At 67.8% G+C, this 22,481-nt stretch carries 21 protein-coding genes; 11 read left to right on the top strand and 10 right to left on the bottom strand.

The window, feature by feature from the left end; translation table 11 throughout:
• The first annotated feature begins 125 nt into the window (after positions 1–125).
• From ABZ345_RS02965 to ABZ345_RS02945, 5 genes are all read left to right on the top strand, one after another.
• Complete coding sequence (locus ABZ345_RS02965) at positions 126–530, top strand: hypothetical protein (protein ID WP_359842330.1); 405 nt, start codon at positions 126–128, stop codon at positions 528–530.
• Positions 531–598: 68 nt separating this feature from the next.
• Positions 599–1,243 (top strand): tRNA (guanosine(46)-N7)-methyltransferase TrmB, encoded by a 645-nt coding sequence (gene trmB / locus ABZ345_RS02960; RefSeq protein WP_359843091.1) that lies wholly within the window; start codon positions 599–601, stop codon positions 1,241–1,243.
• Between the two features lie 132 nt (positions 1,244–1,375).
• Complete coding sequence (locus tag ABZ345_RS02955; RefSeq protein WP_359842328.1) at positions 1,376–2,482, top strand: nitric oxide synthase oxygenase; 1,107 nt, start codon at positions 1,376–1,378, stop codon at positions 2,480–2,482.
• A 294-nt stretch (positions 2,483–2,776) separates the two neighbouring features.
• Entirely contained in the window at positions 2,777–3,934 is a 1,158-nt protein-coding gene (locus ABZ345_RS02950) for a histidine kinase (RefSeq protein ID WP_359842327.1), read from the top strand.
• A gap of 426 nt (positions 3,935–4,360) precedes the next feature.
• Positions 4,361–5,668: an amidohydrolase gene (locus tag ABZ345_RS02945; RefSeq protein ID WP_359842325.1), complete on the top strand. Its 1,308-nt coding sequence runs from the start codon at positions 4,361–4,363 to the stop codon at positions 5,666–5,668.
• 1 nt (position 5,669) lies between these two features.
• Here ABZ345_RS02945 and ABZ345_RS02940 read toward each other — a convergent pair whose 3' ends face one another.
• On the bottom strand, positions 5,670–6,347 hold the full coding sequence (locus ABZ345_RS02940) for an SDR family oxidoreductase (protein WP_359842323.1): 678 nt from the start codon (positions 6,345–6,347) through the stop codon (positions 5,670–5,672).
• A 15-nt stretch (positions 6,348–6,362) separates the two neighbouring features.
• Between ABZ345_RS02940 and ABZ345_RS02935 the strand changes: the two genes are divergently transcribed.
• Positions 6,363–7,535 (top strand): MFS transporter, encoded by a 1,173-nt coding sequence (locus ABZ345_RS02935; RefSeq protein ID WP_359842321.1) that lies wholly within the window; start codon positions 6,363–6,365, stop codon positions 7,533–7,535.
• On the opposite strand, the gene ABZ345_RS02930 is transcribed toward ABZ345_RS02935, so the two are convergent.
• From ABZ345_RS02930 to ABZ345_RS02910, 5 genes are all read right to left on the bottom strand, one after another.
• Positions 7,511–7,984 (bottom strand): DUF3455 domain-containing protein, encoded by a 474-nt coding sequence (locus tag ABZ345_RS02930; protein WP_359842319.1) that lies wholly within the window; start codon positions 7,982–7,984, stop codon positions 7,511–7,513. The two genes, ABZ345_RS02935 and ABZ345_RS02930, sit on opposite strands and share 25 nt — an antisense overlap.
• A gap of 185 nt (positions 7,985–8,169) precedes the next feature.
• The gene (locus ABZ345_RS02925; protein WP_359842317.1) at positions 8,170–8,709 is read right to left on the bottom strand and encodes a DUF3455 domain-containing protein; all 540 of its coding nucleotides are present in this window, start codon (positions 8,707–8,709) and stop codon (positions 8,170–8,172) included.
• 127 nt (positions 8,710–8,836) lie between these two features.
• Complete coding sequence (locus ABZ345_RS02920) at positions 8,837–10,909, bottom strand: PhoX family phosphatase (protein WP_359843089.1); 2,073 nt, start codon at positions 10,907–10,909, stop codon at positions 8,837–8,839.
• A 159-nt stretch (positions 10,910–11,068) separates the two neighbouring features.
• Positions 11,069–13,087, bottom strand: a complete 2,019-nt coding sequence (locus tag ABZ345_RS02915; RefSeq protein ID WP_359842315.1) for a PhoX family phosphatase — start codon at positions 13,085–13,087, stop codon at positions 11,069–11,071.
• Positions 13,088–13,143: 56 nt separating this feature from the next.
• Positions 13,144–14,310, bottom strand: coding sequence for an MFS transporter (locus tag ABZ345_RS02910; RefSeq protein WP_359842313.1), 1,167 nt, complete (start codon positions 14,308–14,310; stop codon positions 13,144–13,146).
• A 67-nt stretch (positions 14,311–14,377) separates the two neighbouring features.
• Between ABZ345_RS02910 and ABZ345_RS02905 the strand changes: the two genes are divergently transcribed.
• Together ABZ345_RS02905 and ABZ345_RS02900 are read left to right on the top strand one after the other, a co-directional pair.
• Positions 14,378–15,007 (top strand): HAD family phosphatase, encoded by a 630-nt coding sequence (locus ABZ345_RS02905; protein ID WP_359842311.1) that lies wholly within the window; start codon positions 14,378–14,380, stop codon positions 15,005–15,007.
• A gap of 9 nt (positions 15,008–15,016) precedes the next feature.
• A complete protein-coding gene (locus ABZ345_RS02900; RefSeq protein ID WP_359842310.1) occupies positions 15,017–15,757 on the top strand; it encodes an SDR family NAD(P)-dependent oxidoreductase in 741 nt (246 codons plus the stop codon).
• Here the strand turns inward: ABZ345_RS02900 and ABZ345_RS02895 are convergent.
• Both ABZ345_RS02895 and ABZ345_RS02890 read right to left on the bottom strand, forming a co-directional pair.
• The gene (locus ABZ345_RS02895; protein ID WP_359842308.1) at positions 15,735–16,292 is read right to left on the bottom strand and encodes a hypothetical protein; all 558 of its coding nucleotides are present in this window, start codon (positions 16,290–16,292) and stop codon (positions 15,735–15,737) included. The two genes, ABZ345_RS02900 and ABZ345_RS02895, sit on opposite strands and share 23 nt — an antisense overlap.
• A 48-nt stretch (positions 16,293–16,340) precedes the next feature.
• A complete protein-coding gene (locus ABZ345_RS02890) occupies positions 16,341–16,484 on the bottom strand; it encodes a hypothetical protein (RefSeq protein WP_359842306.1) in 144 nt (47 codons plus the stop codon).
• A gap of 145 nt (positions 16,485–16,629) precedes the next feature.
• Between ABZ345_RS02890 and ABZ345_RS02885 the strand changes: the two genes are divergently transcribed.
• Positions 16,630–17,364, top strand: a complete 735-nt coding sequence (locus tag ABZ345_RS02885; protein WP_359842304.1) for an SDR family oxidoreductase — start codon at positions 16,630–16,632, stop codon at positions 17,362–17,364.
• A gap of 36 nt (positions 17,365–17,400) precedes the next feature.
• Here the strand turns inward: ABZ345_RS02885 and ABZ345_RS02880 are convergent, their stop codons facing one another.
• Both ABZ345_RS02880 and ABZ345_RS02875 read right to left on the bottom strand, forming a co-directional pair.
• The gene (locus ABZ345_RS02880) at positions 17,401–18,486 is read right to left on the bottom strand and encodes an inositol-3-phosphate synthase (RefSeq protein ID WP_359842302.1); all 1,086 of its coding nucleotides are present in this window, start codon (positions 18,484–18,486) and stop codon (positions 17,401–17,403) included.
• Between the two features lie 30 nt (positions 18,487–18,516).
• The gene (locus ABZ345_RS02875; protein ID WP_359842300.1) at positions 18,517–19,053 is read right to left on the bottom strand and encodes a PadR family transcriptional regulator; all 537 of its coding nucleotides are present in this window, start codon (positions 19,051–19,053) and stop codon (positions 18,517–18,519) included.
• Positions 19,054–19,216: 163 nt separating this feature from the next.
• Here ABZ345_RS02875 and ABZ345_RS02870 point away from each other — a divergent pair, with 163 nt between their 5' ends.
• Together ABZ345_RS02870 and ABZ345_RS02865 are read left to right on the top strand one after the other, a co-directional pair.
• Positions 19,217–19,615, top strand: a complete 399-nt coding sequence (locus tag ABZ345_RS02870) for a DUF5318 domain-containing protein (protein ID WP_359842298.1) — start codon at positions 19,217–19,219, stop codon at positions 19,613–19,615.
• Between the two features lie 421 nt (positions 19,616–20,036).
• A complete protein-coding gene (locus ABZ345_RS02865; RefSeq protein ID WP_359842296.1) occupies positions 20,037–22,475 on the top strand; it encodes a transglycosylase domain-containing protein in 2,439 nt (812 codons plus the stop codon).
• Positions 22,476–22,481: the final 6 nt, after the last annotated feature.

Here is a 22,481-nt window from a genome sequence, read left to right as displayed (position 1 = left end):
CCCGGTGCCGGAGGTGGCCAGTGGTCCGTGTGGAAGCAATGCTCGGTCTCGAATGGGCAAATGCGCTCGAAGCTCCCAACCCTGCTGAAATCGCCCTCACGCCCGCAGAGGCGCGCCGTTCCTGGGTGAACCGCGCCAGTGAGAGCGAAGTGCTCGCGATGTACCGCGCGGTGCGTTCCGTCGAGGACGCTCCCGCACCCTGGTGGCTGCGTGCACTGCACTGCGGCCGGCTGCGCTCTCGTGCCGAAGGTCACGCCGTCGAAGACGCGGTGAGCGAGTTGCTCTCGTCACGTCCCGGCTGGGTGTTCGTGCCCTGGGTCGACCTCGGCGAGGTCGGGTACTGGGAGTTCGTGCCGTCCGAGAGCGGTGTCTACGGGCCCGCCACGCCCACGACCGTGCAGTTCACCGCGCGGCACAAGGGCTTCATCGACCTCGTACCGGCGCACCGCGGACCGGGTCAGGCCCAGCCCATCGACTTCACGGTCGCCGACCTCCGTGCTCAGATCGAGGACATCGAGCTCATCGCTTAGGCTGTCCGGTCGTGACCAGGCCTGAGTTCCCCCGTTCCATCGTCAGCTTCGTCCAGCGCGGCGAGCGCATGACCGTGGGACAGGAGCGCGCCTGGGACATGTACTGGGAGAAGATGGGCAACGACGTGAAGTCGTTGCCCGAGGGGCCGCTGGACTTCGACACGTGGTTCGGCCGTTCCGCGCCGGTGCTGCTGGAGATCGGGTCCGGCATGGGCGAGACCACCTCCCAGCTCGTGGCCGCCGCGCCCGAGCTCAACTACGTGGCCGTCGAGGTCTACAAGCCGGGACTCGCCCAGCTGCTGCTGCGCGGCGAGCACCTCGGCGGGCTGGACAACCTGCGCGTGCTGCGCGGTGACGCCGTCGATCTGCTGACCTCGCACATCGCGCCGGCGTCGTTGCACGGCGTGCGGATCTTCTTCCCGGACCCGTGGCCGAAGAAGAAGCACCACAAGCGCCGGCTGGTGCAGCCGGAGTTCGTGGCGCTGCTCGCGTCACGGCTCGAGCCCGGCGGTGTGCTGCACCTCGCGACGGACTGGGAGCACTACGCGGAGCAGATGCTCGAGGTGTGCTCCGGCGAGCGGTTGCTGACCAACATGTACGACGGCTGGGCACCGCGTCCGGACTGGCGGCCCGTCACGAAGTTCGAGCAGCGCGCTGTGAACGAGGACCGCGTTTCGCACGATCTGATGTTCAAGCGGAACGACCTCACCTGATCGAGGTCTCAAGCTGGGGGTTCCGCCACTGGCGGTCGAGCTCTCACTCGATCGGGTGGCGGGTGTTGATCACCCGAAATGCCCCGAGTGGCAGTGACGCGTGAAGCTGTTCCGGCCTTAGCGTCTCGCTGCGTGACCCCCGACGTCCTCCCCGTCGCGGAGGAGTTCGTCCGCATGTTCCACGCGGCGCACTCCGACGCAGGCTCCCTGTCCGCCCGCATCGCCCAGGTGCGCGCCGAGATCGCCGAGACCGGAACCTACCGCCACACCACCAACGAACTCGCGTACGGCGCGCGGATCGCGTTGCGAGATTCTGGTTGGTGCACTTCAGGTCTGCCGTGGCGCCGGCTCAAAGTCCGCGATCTGCGCGGCTATCGCAACGCCGCCGCTGTCGCGGGCGAATGCGTGGAGCATCTCCGGCTCGCGACGAACGGCGGTGAAATTCGGCCGCTGGTCACGGTTTTCGCGCCGGACGCGCCCGGCTCGCCCGGCCCGGTGATCTGGAACGAGCAGCTGATCCGGTACGCCGGGTACGCCGACGGGATGGGGGACCGTCGCTACACCCAGTTCACGGAGACCATGCAGGGCATGGGATGGCGGCCTCCGGCCCGTCGCTCTCGCTTCGACCTGCTGCCGTTGGTGGTGGAGACCCAGCACGAGGGACCGCGGTTGTTCACGCTGCCGTCCGAGATCGTGCACGAGGTGCCGCTGGAGCACCCGACCCTGCCGTGGTTCGGCGAGATGGGCCTGCGCTGGCACGCGGTTCCGGTCATCTCGAACATGCGGCTGTCGATCGGCGGCGTGAGCTACCCCGCGGCGCCGTTCAACTCCTGGTTCGTGGGCGCCGAGATCGGTACGCGCTCACTGGCCGAGGAAGGCGCTTACGGTGTGGCGCGCGAGGTCGCCGACGCGTTGGGTTTGGACACGACGTCCGAACGCACGCTGTGGCGGGACCTCGCCACCGTTCACCTTAACGCGGCAGTGCTGCACTCGTTCGACAAGGCGGCCGTCACCATCACGGACCACCACGCGGAAGCGCTGCACCGCCTCGCGTGGTTGCGCTCTCGCCAACGCCCCTCCGCGGCCAGGCCCGCTTTCCGACTGGACCCGACCGCCGCGAACCGCGCTCGTGCCGGTGCACCCGCGCAGTTCACCGCCGCGCTGGACGAGACACGCCCACAACCGACGAGCAGGCTGGCGGAGCTTCTCCGCCTGCAACATTCCCTGACCAGCGTCTGACTTCCCCATCACACGCTGGTGCCGTGGACCTACCGGTGAGAGTCGACCATCACGCCCGACAGTGCCATGAGCGCTAGGACCAACAGGCCGACCACCGCGGCGGCCCAAGTGAACACAACTGACAACATGGCGTCCTCCGTTTCCCCGACTGCTACTCCAGAGTCCGTGACCGGCGCGTAATCCGGCATCCGCCGGGAGGGTATTTCCGCAGGTCGCCCACTCAGCCTTCTGGCTGATGCCGGGTTAGCCTCCGGTCGGACGCGATGTCGTTCTTCCGGCCCTACTGTGTGTCGGGTGGAGAGCACGGACTTGAACTGGCGGTTGCTCGCCAAACGCCAGTGGCCGCTGGCGCTCTCGCTCGCCGGGATCAACGTGGCGGAAACCGCCTCGATCAGCACCGGCATGGGCTTTTGGCAGGTCCCGGGCGTGCTGATCATCTGCGTGATCGCGGTGCTGGCCCCGCGCCGGCCGTTCGACGCCGCGCTGGCGCTCTCGTTCGCCGTCGTCTGCGTGGCGATCTACATGCGGTTTCTCGGCGTCGCGCTGAGCCCGCACTTCTTCCTGAGCGGCGCCACCGTGACGATGACCGGTGCCGCGATGGCGACCATCGCGGTCGTCGTGAGGGAGGCGTCCCGGTGGCCGGCGGTGGCCGGAACCGCGCTCGTCGTGGCCGCGATGGTCACCGCCGAGGTGCTCGGGTTCCCGATCGTCGCGGCCGCCGACTACACCGAGTGGGTCCCGGACGCCACGCCCTACCTGTTCGGCGCCACGCTGTTGTTCGTCGTGTCCGTCGGCACCGGGTTGTACTTCCGGGCCCGTGACAACGAACGCGCGTCTCAACTGGCGGCTTCCGTTGCGGCGGCGCAGAACTCCGAGCGGATGGCGTTGGCGCGCGAGCTGCACGACGTGGTGGCGCATTACGTGACGGCGATCGTGGTGCACGCTCAGGCCGGTCAGCTGAACCGCGAAGTCGACGTGCTGCCCGCGATCGCCGCTTCCGGTACTGAGGCGTTGACCGCGATGCGGCGTCTGGTGGGGACCATGCGGGACGGGACGTCCGCCGGTCCCGCCGCGTCTTCGTCGTTGATGGACGACGTGCGTTCGCTGGCTTCGGAATCCGGGCTGCCGGTGCGGTTGTCCTTCGACCTGCAGGACGCGGTGCCGCAGGAGCTGGCCCGGTCGGTGCTGCGGTTGGTGCAGGAATCCCTGACCAACACCCAGAAGCACGCCTCGGCAGTGTCCTCAGTGGACCTTTCGCTGTCCTCGCGCGACGGTGTGCTGTTCCTGAGCGTGGTGGACGACGGCGTCGCCTCTGGCGTTCCCGTCGGCGGCTCCGGCGGTTACGGGCTCGTCGGCATGCGCGAACGCGTGGAACTGCTGGGCGGCAAGTTCTCCGCAGGCCGACGCGAACCGACTGGGTGGACGGTCCGCGCCGAACTGCCTCTTGCCTAGCGCTCGTCGCGGATGACGTCGAACTCCTGCGTCATCTCGACATCGCTGAACTGGTCGTCGTTCTGAGGGTCGATGTCGGCCACTGATGCCTCCGCATGATCACGCCCGTACCCGTGCGAGTGTGATCATGCCAACTCAGCGGCGAGTCGGCGGTTTGGGGGTGGCGGGCTTCTGCGCGCGCCGGAAGTCTCCACTGGACGTGCACGGCTTCTTCGACATGATCATGTGACGTCGTCCCCGCGGTCGTGGTTGCTTCGGGATGCACAAAGGGCCCGCCGGTTCGTGCTCGACGGGCCCTCTGGTTGGGGAAAAGTTCTGGTCGGGGCGGACCCTGGGGGTCGGTCCGCACCCGACGGAGACAGGATTCCCAGCGCTTCCCGATGTATGCATGCTTGTGACTGGCATCACAATGGCAGGATTCTCCGCATGTCACTGCGTCTGCACGCCCCGGTGGTCCTGCCCTGCGACCCGTCCTGCTCCGTGTTGAGGGACGCCGTCGTGGACGTAGTGGACGGTCGAATCACTTACGTGGGTGGTGCTGACGCCGCCCCGGCTTTCGACGGCGAGGTTCGGCGGCTGACCGGAATCCTGCTGCCCGGCCTGGTGAACACCCACGCGCACAGCCCGATGACGGTGCTGCGCGGCCTCGGCTCGGACCTGCCGCTGCTCCGGTGGCTGAGGGAGGCCATGTGGCCGAACGAGGCGCAGATGACCGCCGCCGACGTCGGCACGGGCATGCTGCTCGGCGCCGTGGAGATGCTGCGACACGGCGTGACCACGTCTGCCGAGATGTACTTCCACGGCCCTGAGCTGGTCTCTTCGGTGCTGGCCGCCGGCTCGCGCGTGGTGTTCGGTTCGGCGATCCTCGACCTGCCCGGCATGTCGTGGCAGTCGATGACCGACGAGGTCTCGTCGTGGATCGACGCCGACGGGCTGCGGTTCGGGCCCGGCGAGCGGGTCGAACTGGCCTTCGGGCCGCACTCCGCCTACACGCTGACGCCTTCGATGCTGACGGCCGTGGCCGAGGAGGCACGGGCGCGCGAGGCGTTGCTGATGGTGCACGTCGCCGAGTCGCCGGAAGAAGACATCGCGCAGCGGGCCGAGTACGGCTCGGTGCCCGCGCTGCTCAAGGCCTCGGACGTGCTGGGCGGCCGGGTGCTGTCGGCACACTCCGTGCACCTGTCCGACGACGACATCGCGCTGTACGCCTCGTACGGCGTCGGCGTGGCGCACTGCCCCGGCTCGAACGCGAAGCTCGCGTCCGGCATCGCGCGGGTGCCGGCGCTGCTGCGGGCGGGCGTGAACGTGGGCCTCGGCACGGACGGACCGGCGTCGAACGACGATCTGGATCTGTTCGAGGAGGCAAGGCTGGCGGCGATGTTCGCGCGGGTCTCCACGATGGACGCGACCGCGCTGGGTGCCGCGCAGGCGTTGCTGATGGCCACTCGGGGCGGGGCCGCGGCTTTGGGACGCGAGGACATCGGGGCACTGGAGACCGGACGCTGGGGCGACGTTGTGCACATCGATGTCGACGACCCGGCGTTCGCGACCGGTCTCGACGCGCCGGACGAGCAACTGCTGGCGAACCTGGTCTGGGCTTCCGGAGCTCGCCGGGTCACCGACGTCTGGGTGGCCGGTGACCACGTCGTGGCCGGCGGGGAGTCGACTCGGGTGGATCGTCAGGAAGCCCAGGCCGGCGTGACCGCGGTGGCCGAGCGACTGCGCTCGGCCTGAGTCACCGGGGTCGTGGGCGGACCACGAGCTCGGTGATGTGCGCGTCCGGCGTCGCCAGCACCGCGGACGCCACCGCGCGCCCCACCGAGGCCGGGTCCAGGTACTGGGTGGCGTCGTACTCGCCGCCCTCGTGGCGCCGCACCTCGCGCTGCATCGGCGTGTCCGTGCGCCCTGGGAACACCGAAGTCACGCGCAGGGACGGCTCGTCGGCGCGCAGGGCGTCGGCGTAGGCGCGGAGAGCGAACTTCGAGGCCGCGTAGACGCCCCAGCCCGGGTTGGCGCGCAGGCCGGCGCCCGAGTTGATCAGGACGACGTGACCGGACGAGGCGCGCAGCTGTGGGAGCAGCAGGCGGGTCAGTTCGGCCACGGCCAGGACGTTCACCTCGAAGGTCTGGCGCCACACGTCGGCCGAGGCTTCGGACAGCGGGCCCAGCAGGGCCACGCCGGCGCTGTGGACGATCACGTCGAGGCGCTGGATGTGGGTCGTGTCGGCCGAGGCGAGGTTCGTGAGGTCGAACGGCCAGGCCTGCGCGCCGGGGAGCTCAGCGGCGACCAGTGAGAGGGACGTTTCGTCGCGTCCACCTAGCAGCAGGTCGTGGGTCGGGGCCAAACTTCTTGCGATGGCCGAGCCGATTCCGCTGGATGCCCCGGTGACGAGGGCGACCGGACGATCACTCATGGGGGGAACCGTAACGTGCCTCGGAAGTTGATCCTGCCGTACCTGTGCCTGCTCTACTTCATCAACTACCTGGACCGGGTCAACATCGGGTTCGCCGGGCCCAACGGGATGTCCGAGGAGCTCAAGCTCAGTGCGACCGTGTTCGGGTTCGCGTCCGGGGTGTTCTTCATCGGGTACCTGATCCTCGAGGTGCCCAGCAACCTGGCGCTGCACAGGTTCGGGGCGCGCAGGTGGATCGCACGGATCATGGTCAGCTGGGGGATCGTGGCGAGCGCGATGGCGTTCGTGCCCAACGGGACGGTGCTGATCGCGTTGCGGTTCCTGCTCGGGGTGGCCGAGGCCGGGTTCTTTCCCGGGATCATCCTGTACCTGACGTACTGGTTCCCGCAGAAGGACCGGGCGCGGATCGTCGCGTTGTTCATGGTGGCGATACCGATCTCCACGGCGCTCGGGTCGACGCTCAGCGGGTGGCTGATCCAGGTGACCGACTGGCGGACGATGTTCCTGATCGAGGGGCTGCCGGCGATCGCGCTGGCGTTCGTGACGTGGTTCTGGTTGCCGGACAAGCCACAAGAGGCGATCGAAGAACCGGAGAAGGAGCACTGGCCGCTCAAGAAGGCCCTCACGCACCCGCGGGTCCTGGCGTTGAGCTTCGTGTACTTCGGGATCGTGTATGGGCTGTACACGCTGGGGTTCTTCCTGCCGACGATCATCAAGGGGCTGGCGCCCCGCGCGAACATCGTCGAGCGAGGGCTGATCAACGCGATCCCGTACGTCCTCGGTGCGGTCGCCATGATCCTGTGGGCCAGGCATGGAGACCGCACCGGAGAACGGAAGTGGCACGTCGCCGCCCCGATGTTGCTCGGTGGAGCAGCCATTCCCGTCGCGCTCTACCTCAGCAACCCCGTCGCGGCGATGGTCGCGGTCAGCGTGTGCGCGATCGGCGTCTGTGCTGCTCTGCCGACGTTCTGGGCCCTGCCGACCAGTTTTCTGGGCGGCACGGCCGCGGCGGGCGGGATCGCGTTGATCAACTCGCTGGGCAACGTGAGCGGGTTCGTGGCGCCCTACGTCACCGGGTGGCTGCGCGACCTCACCGGGACCCAGAAGACCGGACTGTGGGTCGTCGGCATCACGATGGTCGTCGCAGCCGTGGTGGCGCTGGTTCAGCGAGGTGCGGAGAAGGTGTAGACCGCCTCGTAGTGCACGGACGTCTGGGCACCTTCCTGACACGCGCCACCAGGGGCGACGCCGCCCTTGGTGGCGAGGCGCTGGACGTAGCTGACGCCCGCGAACACGCCGGAACCCCGCGTGGACTTGGCCTTCAGCAGCAGCTCCGGAACGGCTCCGGCGACTTCGTTGCGGGCACCGTCGACCGGGGCGGCCTCGACCGCGCTGCCGTCGACGGTGGAGACCCAGATCGGACCTCGTGTGTGCAGGGCGACCGCACGACCGAGCCGGTCCGCCAGGGTGGCGGCGGGCTCCAGGCTCTTCCAGGCGCCGGCGGTGCAGGTGTAGGTCTGCACGCCCTTGGCGTAGAACTTGGCGACGAGCTTGTTCCCGGCCGGAACCTGGACAGCCGGTGCGGCCTTCGCATCAGCGGCGTCCATCGCCGGTGTCGGCGCGGCGGTGGAGCCCACGCCTCCGATGGCGATGCCGAGCAGAGTTGCAGAGACAAGGACAAGACCAGCACGCTTCATTTACTCACTCCAAAGTAGACAGTGCGACGTGTCTCTCGTTTGAGCGGTGCAGCCATCTGGGCCTACGGACCGATGGCCGCACCGGTTCAAACGACTTCGCAGAGTGAGAGCGCGCCCACCGTCCGTCAGGAGGCCGGAGCGAAGAAGGTGTAGAGGGCCTTGTAGGGCACGGAGACCTGGGCGCCGGCGGTGCAGCCACCGGACGGGGCGACGCCGCCCTCGGTCGCGAGCCGCTGCACGTAGCTGACCTTGCCGAACAGACCGTCGCCGCGCACCGCCTTGGTCTTCAGCAGAAGCTCGGGAACGGCTCCCTTGACGTCGTTCTTGGCACCGTCGACAGGAGTCGCCTCGACCGCGCTGCCGTCCACAGTGGACACCCAGACCGGGCCGCGGGAGTGCAGGATGATCGGCTTGTTGTCCTTGTCCACCAACGTCGCGGCGGGCTCCAGGCCCTTCCACGCGTTCGCGGTGCATGTGTACGTCTGCACACCGGTGGCCTGGTACTTGCCTACGAGCTTCTGCCCGGCCGGAACCTGGACGGCGGCGGCGACCGGGGCGTCCGGCGAGGCCTGGGCGACCGGAGTCGGCGTCGGGGTACCTGAGGTACCACACGCGGCGAGACCCAGAAGAGCAGCGGTACCAACGAAAAGGCCAATGCGCTTCACAGCGACACTCCTATGTAGACAGCCATTGTGGACGTTCCCGTCGGCTGTCCGCGGTGCAGCCACCCATCACACGGATGGATGGCCGCACCGGTTCAAAATTGAACTAGGAGTGAGTCAGGCCACACGCTCAGTCGCAGATGCGGCGACGGTCCTTGCGCCACACCACCGCGACGGACGGACGCGGCTGCGAGGTGCCACCGTCCGGCCAGTGCGACATCGGGTTGTTCGCCGACGCACCGTCGAGCTCACCGGGGTGCTGCACGGACACGAGCACGAAGTCCTCGGTCACGACAGGACCGCAGGTCTCCGCACCCTTGGGCACCGTGAGGAACTGCTTCACGAGCCCGCGGCGCTTGCCCTCGACCGGCACCGCGAACAGGCCGTCGTTGGACCCCAGGGCGTTGCCGTCCGTGGAGATCCACAGGTTGCCGTGGCTGTCGAACGCGACGTTGTCCGGGCAGGAGATCGCGCTGACCTGCGACTTGTCGTAGCCGCCGAAGTACGTGCCGGGGTCCTTCGGGTCACCGCAGACCAGCAGCAGCTTCCACGAGAACTCCAGCGCCGTGTTGTCCGAACGACGCTCCTCGATCTCGAGGATGTGGCCGTGCTTGTTGTTGACGCGCGGCGCGATCTCGGTCGGGCCTTCCTTGCCGGCCTTGCCGCGGTCGGTGTTGTTGGTCAGCGCGGCGTAGATCCGGCGGTTGTGCTTCGAGGGCTCGACGTCCTCGGGGCGGTCCATCTTCGTGGCGCCCACCTTGTCGGCGGCCAGGCGCGTGAAGACGTAGACCTCCTCGGCGGTGAAGCCGGGGACGAACGACTTGTCGCCGGCGGCCAGCGGGATCCACTTGCCGGAGCCGTCGAACTCACCGTCGGAGGGCAGCTTGCCGGTGCCGTCGATCTCGGACGCCGGGCTGTCGCCGGTGAACTGCGCGACGTAGAGCGTGCCCTTGTCCAGCAGGCGCTTGTTGTGCTCGCGGGCGCGCTTCGAGTCGCCCTTCTGCATCTTCTCGTCCGAGACGAACTTGTACATGTAGTCGAAGCGCTCGTCGTCGCCCATGTACGCGACCACACGGCCGTCCTTGGCGACGATGATGTTCGCGCCCTCGTGCTTGAAGCGGCCGAGCGCGGTGTGCTTGACGGGCGTCGACTTCTTGTCCAGCGGGTCGATCTCGACGATCCAGCCGAAGCGGTTGGCCTCGTTCGGCTCCTTCAGCAGGTCGAAGCGCTTGTCGTAGTTCTCCCACTTGCGCAGCGTCGCGCCACCGCTGATGCCGTAGCGGGCGAACTTGGCCTTCGTGTCCGGGTCGGTGACCAGGCCGCCGTTGGCGAAGTACTGGTTGAAGTTCTCCTCGCCGGACAGGATCGTGCCCCACGGCGTGACGCCACCCGAGCAGTTGTTTTGCGTGCCCAGCACGGTCTTGCCGGTCGGGTCCGCGGAGGTCTGCAGGAACTTCGACCCGGCGGCGGGGCCACGCACCTCGAACGGCGTGGTGAGCGTGATCCGGCGGTTGTACTTCGCCTTGTCGTCCGGGCAGACGAACAGCTTGCCCGTGCGACGGTCGCGGTCGACCATCACGACCGACAGGCCGTGCGCAGCCCACGCGATCTTGGCGTGCTTCTCGGTGATCGTGGTCGGCGTCCAGTCCTTGAACATGAAGGACTCGGTCGTGTACTCGTGGTTGCTCACCATGAGCCAGCTGTTGGGGTCGCCGGGCACCGGGACGAGGCCGCAGAAGTCGTTGTTGAAACCGAACTGCTGAGCCTGCGCCTCGGGCGTCTGGTTGTCGAAGTCGAACTTCGGCGCGCCGTCCAGGATCGGGTCACCCCAGCGGACCACGACGTCCTGCTGGAAACCCTCGGGCACGGTGATCTGGTCGAGGGTGTTGGGCGGCACCGAATCCCAGTTCAAGCCGTTCGGGTTGTGACCGCGGCTGCCCAGGTCGACGTCGACGTCCACGTCGACGTGGATCGGGTCGGCGGCGGCCGAGCCGGCCATCGCGAGTGCACCGGCACCCGCGACCGCGACGACGGCGCCGGCCTTCAGCATGCCTCGGCGGCTCACGACGTCCTTGACGACGTCACCGAAGTAGGCGTTCTGCGACGTGTTGGGCGCTTCGTGCGCACACGCGTTGCCGCAGCGGAACTCGCAGGTGACAGCCTGACGCCCGAGCGGGTGGTTCGTCGGGAGCAGGGGCAGCATGCGGCGGCCCCGATCGGTGGATGAGGACACGCAGGCCTCCGAGATCGGTCAGTGTGGGAACTGGCCGAACCTAAGAGCCCAACGAGATCGCCTGCCGTCCAGAAGATGAACGGCAGGCGAACTCGTACTACACCCGAACGACTGCGGCACGCAGGGTGATCAACCGATTTCACCCAGCTGACGACGGCCCTTGCGCCACACCGCGACGACCGACGGACGCGGCCGCGAAGTACCCCGGTCCGGCCAGTTGGAGGCGGGCTTGTCGGCACTCGCGCCGTCCACCTCGCCGGGGTGCTGGACGCACACGGTGATCACCCGCTCGCCGATCACCGGACCGCACGTCTCACCACCGCGCGGCACCGTGAGGAACAGCTTGAGATGCCCGCGTTCCGGGCCTTCCAGCGGCACGCCGTAGAGACCGTCGTTCAGCCCGTCGAGCTTGCCGTCGGCGTCCGTGGAGATCCACAGGTTGCCGTGCCGGTCGAACGCCACGTTGTCCGGGCTGGAGATCGGACTGACCTGGGACTTGTCGTAGCCGCCGAAGTACGTGCCGGGGTCGTCCGGGAAGCCGCAGACCAGGAACAGGTCCCAGCCGAACGTCAGCGCGAGCGCGTCACCACGGCGTTCGGTGAGCTCCAGCACCTGGCCGTGGCGGTTGTTGATCCGCGGGTTCGGCTCGGTCGGGCCTTCCTTGCCCGCGGTCACGCCGCGCTCGACGTTGTTGGTGAGCGCGCAGTAGACGACTCCGGTGCGCGGGTGGCACTGGATGTCCTCGGGACGGTCCATCTTGGTCGCACCGACCTTGTCCGCCGCGATGCGCGTGAAGACGTACACCTCTTCGGCGGTCATACCGGGCACGAAGGACTTCTTGCCCGCGGCCAGCGGGATCCACTCGCCGCTGCCGTCGAACTTCCCGTCGGACGGCAGCTTTCCGGTGCCGTCGATCTCCGAAGCCGGGCTGTCGCCCTTGAAGCGCGCGACGTAGAGCGTGCCGTCGTCGAGCAGCGTCATGTTGTGGCGACGGGCGGCCTTGCTGTTGCCGTGCTTCATCTTGCCGTTCGAGATGAACTTGTAGATGTACTCGAACCGCTCGTCGTCACCGGAGTACGCGACGATCCTGCCGTCCTCGGCGACCCGGATGTTCGCGGTCTCGTGCTTGAACCGGCCGAGGTGCGTGTGCTTGACCGGCGTCGAGTCCGGGTCGTTGGGGTCGAGCTCGATGATCCAGCCGAACCTGTTGACCTCGTTGGGTTCCTGCGCGAGGTCCCAGCGCTTGTCGAAGCGCTCCCACTTGCGCGTGGTCGCGGTGCCGGTGACCCCGTAGCGGGTCAGCCTCGGGTCGTTGCGGCCGGCGGCGTTGGCGAAGTACTGGTTGAAGTTCTCCTCGCCGGACAGGATCGTGCCCCACGGCGTGACGCCGCCGGAGCAGTTGTTGATCGTGCCGAAGACCTTCTTGCCGGTCGGGTCCACGGACGTCTTCAGCAGGTCGCTGCCCGCCGCCGGGCCACGCACCTCGAACGCCGTGTTCAGCGTGATACGGCGGTTGTACCTGCTGAACCTCGGCCGGTAGTGGCCGGAGAACAGCGACCGTTTGATCATGAACACCGAGAGGCCGTGCGCGGCCCAGGCGATCTTCACCTGTTCCTCGGTGGGGTTCGCGGCGTTGTAGCCGCTGAACATGAACGGCTCGCTGGTGTACTCGTGGTTGGTGACCATGATCCCGGTCAGTTCCAACGGGTCCAGCGGCAGGATCGCGGCGAAGTCGCAGTTGAATCCGAACTGCTTCTCCTGCTTGGCCGCGGTCTGGTTGTTGAAGTCGAACTCGGGGACACCGGGGAAGAGCGGGTCGCCCCAGCGGATCACGACCCCCTGTTCGTACCCCTCGGGGATGACTACCTCGTCCTTGGTGTTGACCTCGACGGGCTTGAAGTCGAGCCCCTTCGGCGGACGGTGGCTCTGGGCCTCGGGCTCGGCGGCGGCGGTAGCGGGCAGTGCGACCGTCGCGGCTGCGGCGACCACGGCACCGGCCTTCAGCGCGGTGCGACGGCTGATCAGGTCGCCGAAGTAGGGGTTGTCCGACGTGTTCGGGACGTCGTGGAAGCACGCGTCCCCACAGCGGTACTCGCATGTCACCGCTGCTCTGCCGATGCGGTGGTTGACGAGCGGCAGAGGGATCATGTGGTGGCCTCCTACGGTCGGTGCGGGAACCGCAACCGACCGTAGTTCAGCCTTTGTTAACCCACTAGCTGCTCGCTCGCAATCACGACTTCCGTCGGTACCTCGCGGGTGTCGGTGCGGTTGAACGTCAGCAGCACGGCCGCGACCGCGCAGAGGACCGCCGCCACGACGAACGGTTGCGCGAGGTGGCTCACGAACGTCGCCGCCAGCGCTCCGCCGAGCCACCGCAGGAAGTTGTACCCGGCGCTCGCGACCGGCCGCGGCGCGTCGCTGACGCTCATCGCGGTGCCGGTGAACAGCGTGTTCAGCAGACCGGAGACCAGGCCGCTGACGATCACGGCGACCACCAGCAACGGCTTGTTCGGAACCGCCATCACGAGCATGAGCACGGCGAACGCGAGCACCGATCCGATGATCGCGTGCTTCTCGCCGATCCGGTCGGCGAGTCGCGGCGCGAGGAACACGCTGGAGACCGCGACGCACACGCCCCAGCCGAAGAAGATCAGTCCGATCTCGACGGCACCCCACTGCAGGACGAACGGCGACCAGGCGAGAACGGTGAAGAACGCGGCCGTGTAGAGCGCGGCACCGATCGAGGTGCGCAGCAGAACGGGGTTCTTCAGGGCCTTCAGCGGGTCGAGCAGGCTGATCTTCGGACGTTCCTGGTACGAGTCCCTGGCCAGGAACGTTGCACAAAGGATCAACGCGACGGCCATCAGGACCGCGGTGCCGAGGAACGGCCCGCGCCACGAGATGCTGCCGAGCAACGCGCCGAGCAGCGGTCCGACGCTCAGGCCGAGACCGAGCGCGGCCTCGTAGAGCAGGATCGCGGCCTTCTGCCCGCCGCTGGCGGCGCCGACGATGACGCTGAGCGCGGTCGCGATGAAGAACGCGTTGCCGAGCCCCCAGACGGCCCGCAGTCCCACGAGCTGGCCGATGCTCCCCGCCGCCGAGCACGCCAGCGTGGCGATGACGATCAGCGCGAGCCCGCCGACGAGCGTGCGCTTGGCCCCGAACCGCGCCGTCGCGGCACCCGTGAAGAGCATCGCCACGACCTGGACGCCGAGGTAGGAGGAGAAGAGGAGGGTGACCTGCGACGGTGTCGCGTGCAGACCCTCCGCGATGGACAACAGGATCGGGTCCACGAGCCTGATCCCCATGAAGGCGATGACCGCGGCGAACGCCGTGATCCACACCTGCTTGGGTTGAGCCTTGAAATTCACTTAGCCAGCCTAACCGATTTTAGTTAGCATGGCGAAGTATGATGCGCCACAAGGTACGGTTCGCGGTGTGGAAGCGGTGATCTTCGACCTCGACGGCGTGCTGATCGACTCCGAGCAGGTGTGGGACGAGGTGCGCCAGGACTTCGCGGCGCGTCACGGTGGGGTGTGGACACCTGAGGCGACTCGGGCCATGCAGGGGATGTCGACGCCCGAGTGGGGCTGGTACCTGGTGTCCGAGGTCGGGGTGAAGCTGACCGCGGCCGAAGCGTCCGCCGGCGTGATCGCCGCGATGGAGAAGGCGTACGCGGACCACCTGCCGGTGATTCCCGGTGCGGTGGAGACCGTTCGTGAGGTGGCCTCGCGGTTCCCCGTGGCGATCGCTTCTTCGGCTCCGGCCGTGCTGATCAAGGTGTTCCTCGACGTGACCGGGCTGCCGGTGCCCGTCGCGGTGTCGTCGGAGGAGTGCGCCGCGGGCAAGCCGTCTCCTGACGTCTACCTGCTGGCGGCGTCACGACTAGGCGTTCCGGCTGATGCCTGTTACGCCGTCGAGGACTCCACGAACGGGCTGCGCGCCGCCCTGGCCGCGGGGATGACCGTGCTCGCCGTGCCGAACCCGCACTTCCCGCCTGCTCCGGAAGTGTTGTCGAAAGTGACGGTTCTGTCTTCTATCGCTCAGTTGCCGGGAGCACTGGCATAGCGTCCGCACATGCTGCTGCGGGACAAAGTCGCCCTCATCACGGGCGCTTCAACGGGAATCGGTGCGGCCGCCGCTCGCTTGTTCGCGGCCGAGGGGGCTTCGGTGGTGCTCGCCGCCAGGTCCGAGGACAAGATCCAGGCGCTGGCCGAGGAGATCGGCGGGGTCGCGGTCGTCGCCGACGTGGCGGTCGACGCGGACTGCGAGCGAGCCGTTTCCGTTGCGGTGCAACGGTTCGGGCGCCTCGACGTGGCCTTCAACAACGCGGGCGTCGGCCCTGACGGCGTGGTCCTCACCGACAGCACCGCCTGGGACTCGACCCTGGCCGTGAACCTCACCGGTGTGGCCCAGTGCATGCGGCACGAGATCCGGGCCATGACCGGTGGCGGCGCGATCGTCAACAACGCCAGCACAGCCGCGTTCTACGGCACCGCTTTCGCGTCCGCGTACTCGGCCGCGAAGCACGGCGTGATCGGACTGACCAAGACCGCCGCCGCCGAGTACGGCAGGGCAGGGATCCGCGTCAACGCCGTGAATCCTGGTGTGATCGACACTCCGCAGACCGGCCCGTGGCTGTCGATCCCCGGCGAACGCGAGCGCGCGGCCACGTGGAACGCGTTGAAGCGCTTGGCAGACCCCGTCGAAGTGGCGGAAGCCGCGCTGTGGCTGCTGTCGGACCGGGCGTCCTTCGTGACCGGGGCTGTGCTGGCGGTCGACGGCGGCTACACGGCTATCGCACCGGGCGTGGGCTGACGAAGCTGATCGCGGCCATGCCGACCGCGATGCAGGTGCACGCGATGACGCCCTTCGGCCAGTAGATGTGGCTGTCGAGGAACAGGAAGCTGCCGACCAGCAGGAAGGCAGCTCCTGGGATCGCCTTGAGCCTGTGCTTGAGCAACGCGCACACCGCGATCGCGATGCTGGCAGCGAAGAAGCACCACGCGCCAACAGTTCCGAGCTGGTTGCCGATCTTGAACAACGGCTCGTCGGCGGGCGAGCGGCCACCGTTCGCCAACGTCATGGCGCCGCCGCCGATGCCCGCCAACGCGTCCAGCGCGCCGTAGAAGACGACGAAGCCGAACGAGAGCACCCTGGCCGGGTAGCGGACGTACTTCGGGGAGTCGTCGAGCAGAACCCATTGCGCCGCACCGAGAAGCGGGAAGACCACCGCCAGAATGACGTGCATGTCCCGCCACCACTGCGCGGTCTCCGCGCCGAGATAGTGCGGATGGGACAGGCCGAAGGCGGCGAGGACCAGACCGGGGAGAGCGACCAGTGGCGTGCGCACCCCGCCGACGCTAGCGATGACCGGCCGCTCCTCGGTGGGACGCGCCGGTCAGTTCACCGGTTGGTAATGACTGTTCCACTCGAAGCCCGCGACGTTCCAGCCGCGGTTGCCGTCAGGCGTGCCGGCACTGCCGATCGAGTACGCGCCCGCCACGATGAGCAGCACGGCCAGCAGCGCTCCGTAGACCTTCATCGGTTCCTCCTTTCACGAAGAGGAACCCAGGGTGGGACGGCAGGCCGGGGACCAGTCCCGGCCAGCGCCAGCAGGAGTTGGGCTCAGGCGTGCAGGCCGCTACGGGTGCTATCGCTGGCGAGTGCCGCTGCCTAGCGTGGCGCCCATGACGCAACGAGTTGCTGTGGTCACCGGCACGGCGCAGGGCATGGGGCTGCGGATCGCGGACGTGCTGCGCGAGGACGGGTTCGCCGTCGTCGGGTTCGACCTGCAGGAGAGCAAGGACGGGATCGTCGGCAACGTCGCGAGCGCCGCGGACGTCCAACGGCTCACCGACCACGTGACCAGCACTCACGGCCGGGTGGACGTGCTGGTCAACAACGCGGGGATCGCCGGCATCGTGCCGTTCGAGGACACCACACTCGAGCAGTGGGAAAAGATCATGGCGGTCAACCTGACCGGGCCGTTCCTGCTCACCCAGGCGCTGGGCAAGATCATGCTCGCTCAAGGCAGCGGCAGCGTCATCAACATCGCGAGCGTAGCCGGGCTGCAGGGCGTGGCGGACCGGGCGGCGTACAACACGACCAAGCACGGGCTGATCGGGCTGACGCGCACGCTCGCCGTCGAGTGGGGCGGGAGGGGGATCAGGGTCAACGCCGTGTGCCCCGGCTGGGTCAAGACCGAGATGGACGTCGAGTCGCAGGCCGGCGGCTACTACGTCGACGAGGACATCACGAACCACGTGCCCATGAACAGGTTCGCGGCGCCGGACGACATCGCGCAGGCCGTCAGGTTCCTCGCGAGTGACAACGCCCGGTACATCAACGGTGTCGCGCTGCCCGTCGACGGCGGGTGGACCGCCGACGGCAGCTGGCAGAAGCTGCGGCTCTCGAAGCGTTAAAACGAAGGGGCCGCCCGCGAAGGGCGGCCCCTCACGTCACACCTCGCCGCGGATGAAGGCCTCGACGGCCTCGTGGGCCTCGGGGTCCGAGTACTGCACGGGCGGGGACTTCATGAAGTACGACGACGCCGAGAGGATCGGGCCGCCGATGCCCCGGTCCAGGGCGATCTTCGCCGCGCGGACCGCGTCGATGATGATGCCCGCGGAGTTCGGGGAGTCCCAGACCTCCAGCTTGTACTCCAGGTTCAGCGGCACGTCACCGAACGCGCGGCCTTCGAGCCTGACGTAAGCCCACTTGCGGTCGTCGAGCCACGCGACGTAGTCCGACGGGCCGATGTGGACGTTGTCCTTGCCGATGTCGCGGGACAGCTGCGACGTGACGGACTGCGTCTTGGAGACCTTCTTGGACTCCAGGCGCTCCATCTCCTTCATGTTCAGGAAGTCCATGTTGCCGCCCACGTTCAGCTGCATGGTGCGGTCGAGCTGGACGCCCCGGTCCTCGAAGAGCTTCGCCAGCACGCGGTGCGTGATGGTGGCGCCGACCTGGGACTTGATGTCGTCACCGACGATCGGCACACCGGCCGCGCGGAACTTCTCCGCCCACTCCGGGTCCGACGCGATGAAGACCGGCAGCGCGTTGACGAACGCCACACCGGCGTCGATGGCGCACTGGGCGTAGAAGCGGTCCGCCTCTTCCGACCCCACCGGCAGGTACGAGACGAGCACGTCGACCTCGGCGTCACGAAGAGCCTGAACGACGTCGACCGGCTCGAAGTCGGACTCCTCGATCGTCTCCCGGTAGAACCGGCCGAGACCGTCGAAGGTGTGCCCGCGCTGCACGACGACGCCCAGCGGCGGCACGTCCGCGATCTTGATCGTGTTGTTCTCGCTGGCCAAGATCGCCTCGGCGAGGTCGACACCGACCTTCTTGGCGTCCACGTCGAACGCGGCCACGAACTCGACGTCGCGCACGTGGTAGTCACCGAACTGCACGTGCATCAGGCCGGGCACGCGGGTGCTCGGATCGGCGTCCGCGTAGTAGTGAACGCCCTGCACCAGCGACGCCGCGCAGTTGCCAACCCCGACGATGGCCACTCGAACGGTGCGGCGGTTTCCGCCCATTGCCGAGTCCTCCTTGATCAACGGTGAGTACTACTCGTCCTGCTCGGACTTCTCGTGCGCGATGAGCTCGTTGAGCCACCGCACCTCGCGCTCCGTGCTTTCCAGGCCTTGGCTGTGCAGCTCACGGGTGTAGCGGTCGATCTGCTCGCCCGTGCGCGTGAGCCGCTCGCGAAGCCCCTCCCTGCGTTCTTCGACACACCGCCGGCGACCTTCCAGGATGCGCATCCTGACGTCGGCCGGCGTGCGCGAGAAGAACGCCAGGTGGACTCCGAACGAGTCGTCGTCCCAGGTCTGCGGACCCGCGTTGGCCAGGAGGTCGGCGAACCGCTCCTTGCCTTCCGGCGTCAGCTTGTAGACCTTGCGCGCCCGACGTCCCCAAGAAAGAGCCGGTTCCTCCGGCCCCTCCTCCACGATCAGGCCCGCACGTTGGAGTCGCCGCAGTGTTGGGTACAGCGATCCGTAGGAGAACGCGCGAAACGCTCCGAGCAGGTCATGCAAGCGCTTGCGCAGCTCGTAGCCGTGCATGGGCGCCTCGTGCAGCAGGCCGAGCAGCGCGAACTCGAACACGAGTCACCTCCTCGCACCTGCACCGATAGGTGAGGTGATTATATCGCTGCGATACATCGGTGACCCCTCTTCATGTGGGATGTGGCACACCGTCATATCGCGCCGGAGCCCGCTGCCCTGAACGGCCCATCATCGCCAAGCGGTCGGCACGTACTCTGGTCACGTGTTGACCCAACGGCAGGTGGTGGACTACTCGCTGCAGCGGCGTGCGCTGCTGGCGGAGGTCTACGCCGGCCGGACGGGCACCATGGAGGTCTGCGACGCGTCCCCGTACCTGCTGCGAGCTGCGAAGTTCCACGGTACGGCGACCCAAGTGCCATGCCCCGTATGCCGCAAGGAACCCCTTACGAACGTGTCTTGGGTCTACGGTGACGAGCTCAAGCACGCGACCGGCTCGGCGCGGACACCTGAAGAACTCGTCAAGATGGCAACCCTCTTCGACGAGTTCACCGTGTACGTCGTTGAAGTTTGTCGCACGTGCAGTTGGAACCACCTGGTGCAGTCATACGTCCTGGGGAAGCGTGGGCTGGAAAAGCCACGCAGGAGGACTGCGGCGGAATGACCCACAGGTGACACTGCTCCGAATGAAGTACGACCACCGAACCGCGTGCTGAGCACGCCGGTCTGGGAGGCCTTTTCACGTGAACGACCAGCATGATGACCGGCAGCGCGGAGGCGAGCCGCAGTGGCCGACCGGGGACGACCCGGACGGCGGCGGCGCGAGGCGCGATGTCCCGAATCAGCCACGACCGGGCACACCACCCGGTGGTTTCGCACGCCCTCCCCAGGGTGGCACGCCACCCGGTGGTTTCCCACAGCAACAGCCCCCACGCCGCCCGATCGGACCAGGCGGTCCTCAGGGCGCGCCGGGTGGGCCTCAGGGCGGTCCAGGCCGTCCGCCGGGTCCCGGCGTACCGCAGGGTGGCCCCGGTGGACCTGGCGGTCCCGGCGGTCGTCCGCCGACGCCTCCCGGCGGTGTGCCGATGGGCCCGCCTCCCGGTGGCCGTCGTCCCAGTGGTCCGGGTGGGCCTCAAGGCGGCCCCGGCCGTCCCGGCGTCCCCCCGCGCAACCCCGGCGAGGACCGGACCACGCAGCTGCCGCCGGTCAACCGGCCGACGCAGCGCGAACCCGACCTGCTGACCCACCGCGAGCCCGAGGACGAGTTCCTGCTCGCGGGTGGTGTCGACGACGAGGATGACGAGTACTACGACGACGAGCCGGAGCTCACCGAAGAGGAGGAGCGCCGTCTGCGCAAGAAGAAGATCTGGAAGCGCGTCCGCATCGGTGCGTTCGTCGCGCTCGGCCTGATGATCCTCGGTCCCGTGATCGCGGTCGCGGTGGCGTACCCGCTCGTCGCGTGGCCCAGGCCGGAGGAGATCGCGGCCTCCCAGAACAAGACGATCACGCTGCAGTACGCCGACGGCCAGGAGATGACCAAGATCACCTCGCCCGGTGAGAACCGGACGATGCTGACGTACGAGGAGATCCCCGACACCGTCAAGCACGCGGTGCTGGCGGCCGAGGACGCGGACTTCTACGACAACCCCGGCTTCGACGCCAAGGGCATCCTGCGCGCGGCGTGGTTCCAGGTCACCAGCGGTTCCGGTGGTGGTTCCGGTCTGACGCAGCAGTACATCAAGAAGGCGACCGGCAACGAGGCGCCCACGCTGACCCGTAAGTTCACCGAGGTCGTCAAGGCCTTCAAGATGAGCAACGAGTCGGACCACAACACGATCCTCACCGCGTACCTCAACACGGTGTACTTCGGTCGTGGCGCGAACGGCTTCAAGGCCGCGGCGCAGGTCTACTACAAGAAGGAGATGAAGGACCTCACTCCTTCCGAGGCGGCGCTGATCGCGGCCATGATCCAGACGCCGTCCTGGTCCGAGGACAAGGAGTACTCCCAGAAGCAGTGGAAGTACGTCATGGACCAGATGCTCCAGAAGAACTGGATCGACCAGGCCTACCACGACAGCCAGCAGTGGCCGCAGCCGCTGGCGTTCGCCGAGACGCAGCCGAAGTCGTTGGAGGGCCCGCGCGGCCTGATCGTCGACCAGGTCCAGGAGGCCCTCGAGGCCGAGCAGACCGGTGTGTCGTTCGAGCAGGCGCAGAAGACCGGCGTCACCATCCAGACGACGATCGACCCGAAGATGCAGGACGCGGCCGAGCAGGCCGTGGACGAGATCATGATCAAGGGCGCGCAGCCGGAGGCGTTGAAGACGTCGCTGACGGCCATCGACCCGACATCGGGTGCCGTACGCGCCTACTGGGGCGGTAGAGACGGCAGAGGCTCCTTCGACTACGCGAAGGGCACGCTGCAGGAACCCGGCTCGTCGTTCAAGCCGTTCGACCTGGTCGCGGCTCTGCAGAACGGCAGGGGCCTCGGCACCACCTACGACGGCTCGTCGCCCCGCAAGTTCCCCGGCGTCTCGACACCGATCAGGAACTCCGGCAACGACAACTCGTGTGGCAAGGAGTGCCCGGTCCGCACGGCGATGATCAAGTCGTTGAACACCGTGTTCTACGACATGGTCGTGAACGACGTCGGCGTCAGGCCGACCGTCAAGGCCGCGCACGAGGCGGGCATTCCCGACGAGGTCAACGTCGGCAACGGCCCGAAGAAGCTGCTGGTCGGTGAGGACGGCGGCACCCCGAACGGCGGTATCGCGCTGGGTGGCGACCAGGCGGTCGTCCGTCCGTTCGACATGGCGTCGGCGTACGCGACGTTCGCCGCGCGCGGCGTCTACCGCCCGCCGTTCTTCATCTTGAAGATCACCGGTCCGGACGGCGGCGTGCTCTACCAGCACGTGGACAAGCCGCTCTCGGCGTTCGACCCGGACCAGACGAAGAGCCAGGACATCGCCGACAACGTCACGGACGTGCTGAAGGAGATCCCCAAGAGCTCCAACATCCCGTGCGCAGGCGGCCGTGAGTGCGCTGGCAAGACCGGTACGCACGAACTGGCCGAGAGCGCAGGCCAGGGTGCAGGTCTCAACTCGAAGGCGTGGATGGTCGGCTATACGCCATCCATCTCGGCCGCGGTGTGGGTCGGCCGTAACGAGGGCAACCTGCCCATCCGCGACAAGGCCGGTACCAACATCTTCGGTTCCGGTGTGCCGGGCAAGATCTGGCAGGCGTTCATGAACAAGGCGCTGGCCGGCTCCCAGATGGAGCGGTTCCCGAAGGCCAAGCCGCTCAACCAGTACAACCCGCCGTCGAAGTCGGTCCCGCCGTCGTCCAGCCAGCCGCCGCCGGACAAGCCGACCGGCACGTCGGAGCCGGAAAAGCCGACCGGCACCAAGCCGACGAAGACGACGGATCCGTGCATCCCGAACCTCACCTGCCCGCCGTCAGGCGATCCTGACCCGACCGGTACAGGTGCGAAGCCACCTACAAGGGGTGGCAACACAGGCGGCGGCTAGCAAGCG

This window comes from Lentzea sp. NPDC005914 (assembly GCF_040629405.1).
GTDB lineage: Bacteria > Actinomycetota > Actinomycetes > Mycobacteriales > Pseudonocardiaceae > Lentzea.
The sequence above is the reverse complement of the archived record's forward strand: the minus strand, read 5'-3'. Positions and strand labels throughout refer to the sequence as shown.

Coding starts and splice junctions, on each gene's coding strand:
- ABZ345_RS02920 (WP_359843089.1), bottom strand. CDS start 10,909: ATGCTGCCCCTGCTCCCGACGAACCACCCGCTCGGGCGTCAGGCTGTC.
- ABZ345_RS02900 (WP_359842310.1), top strand. CDS start 15,017: ATGCTGCTGCGGGACAAAGTCGCCCTCATCACGGGCGCTTCAACGGGA.
- ABZ345_RS02915 (WP_359842315.1), bottom strand. CDS start 13,087: ATGATCCCTCTGCCGCTCGTCAACCACCGCATCGGCAGAGCAGCGGTG.
- trmB (WP_359843091.1), top strand. CDS start 599: ATGACCGTGGGACAGGAGCGCGCCTGGGACATGTACTGGGAGAAGATG.
- ABZ345_RS02945 (WP_359842325.1), top strand. CDS start 4,361: ATGTCACTGCGTCTGCACGCCCCGGTGGTCCTGCCCTGCGACCCGTCC.
- ABZ345_RS02890 (WP_359842306.1), bottom strand. CDS start 16,484: ATGAAGGTCTACGGAGCGCTGCTGGCCGTGCTGCTCATCGTGGCGGGC.
- ABZ345_RS02880 (WP_359842302.1), bottom strand. CDS start 18,486: ATGGGCGGAAACCGCCGCACCGTTCGAGTGGCCATCGTCGGGGTTGGC.
- ABZ345_RS02940 (WP_359842323.1), bottom strand. CDS start 6,347: ATGAGTGATCGTCCGGTCGCCCTCGTCACCGGGGCATCCAGCGGAATC.
- ABZ345_RS02865 (WP_359842296.1), top strand. CDS start 20,037: ATGGGCCCGCCTCCCGGTGGCCGTCGTCCCAGTGGTCCGGGTGGGCCT.
- ABZ345_RS02885 (WP_359842304.1), top strand. CDS start 16,630: ATGACGCAACGAGTTGCTGTGGTCACCGGCACGGCGCAGGGCATGGGG.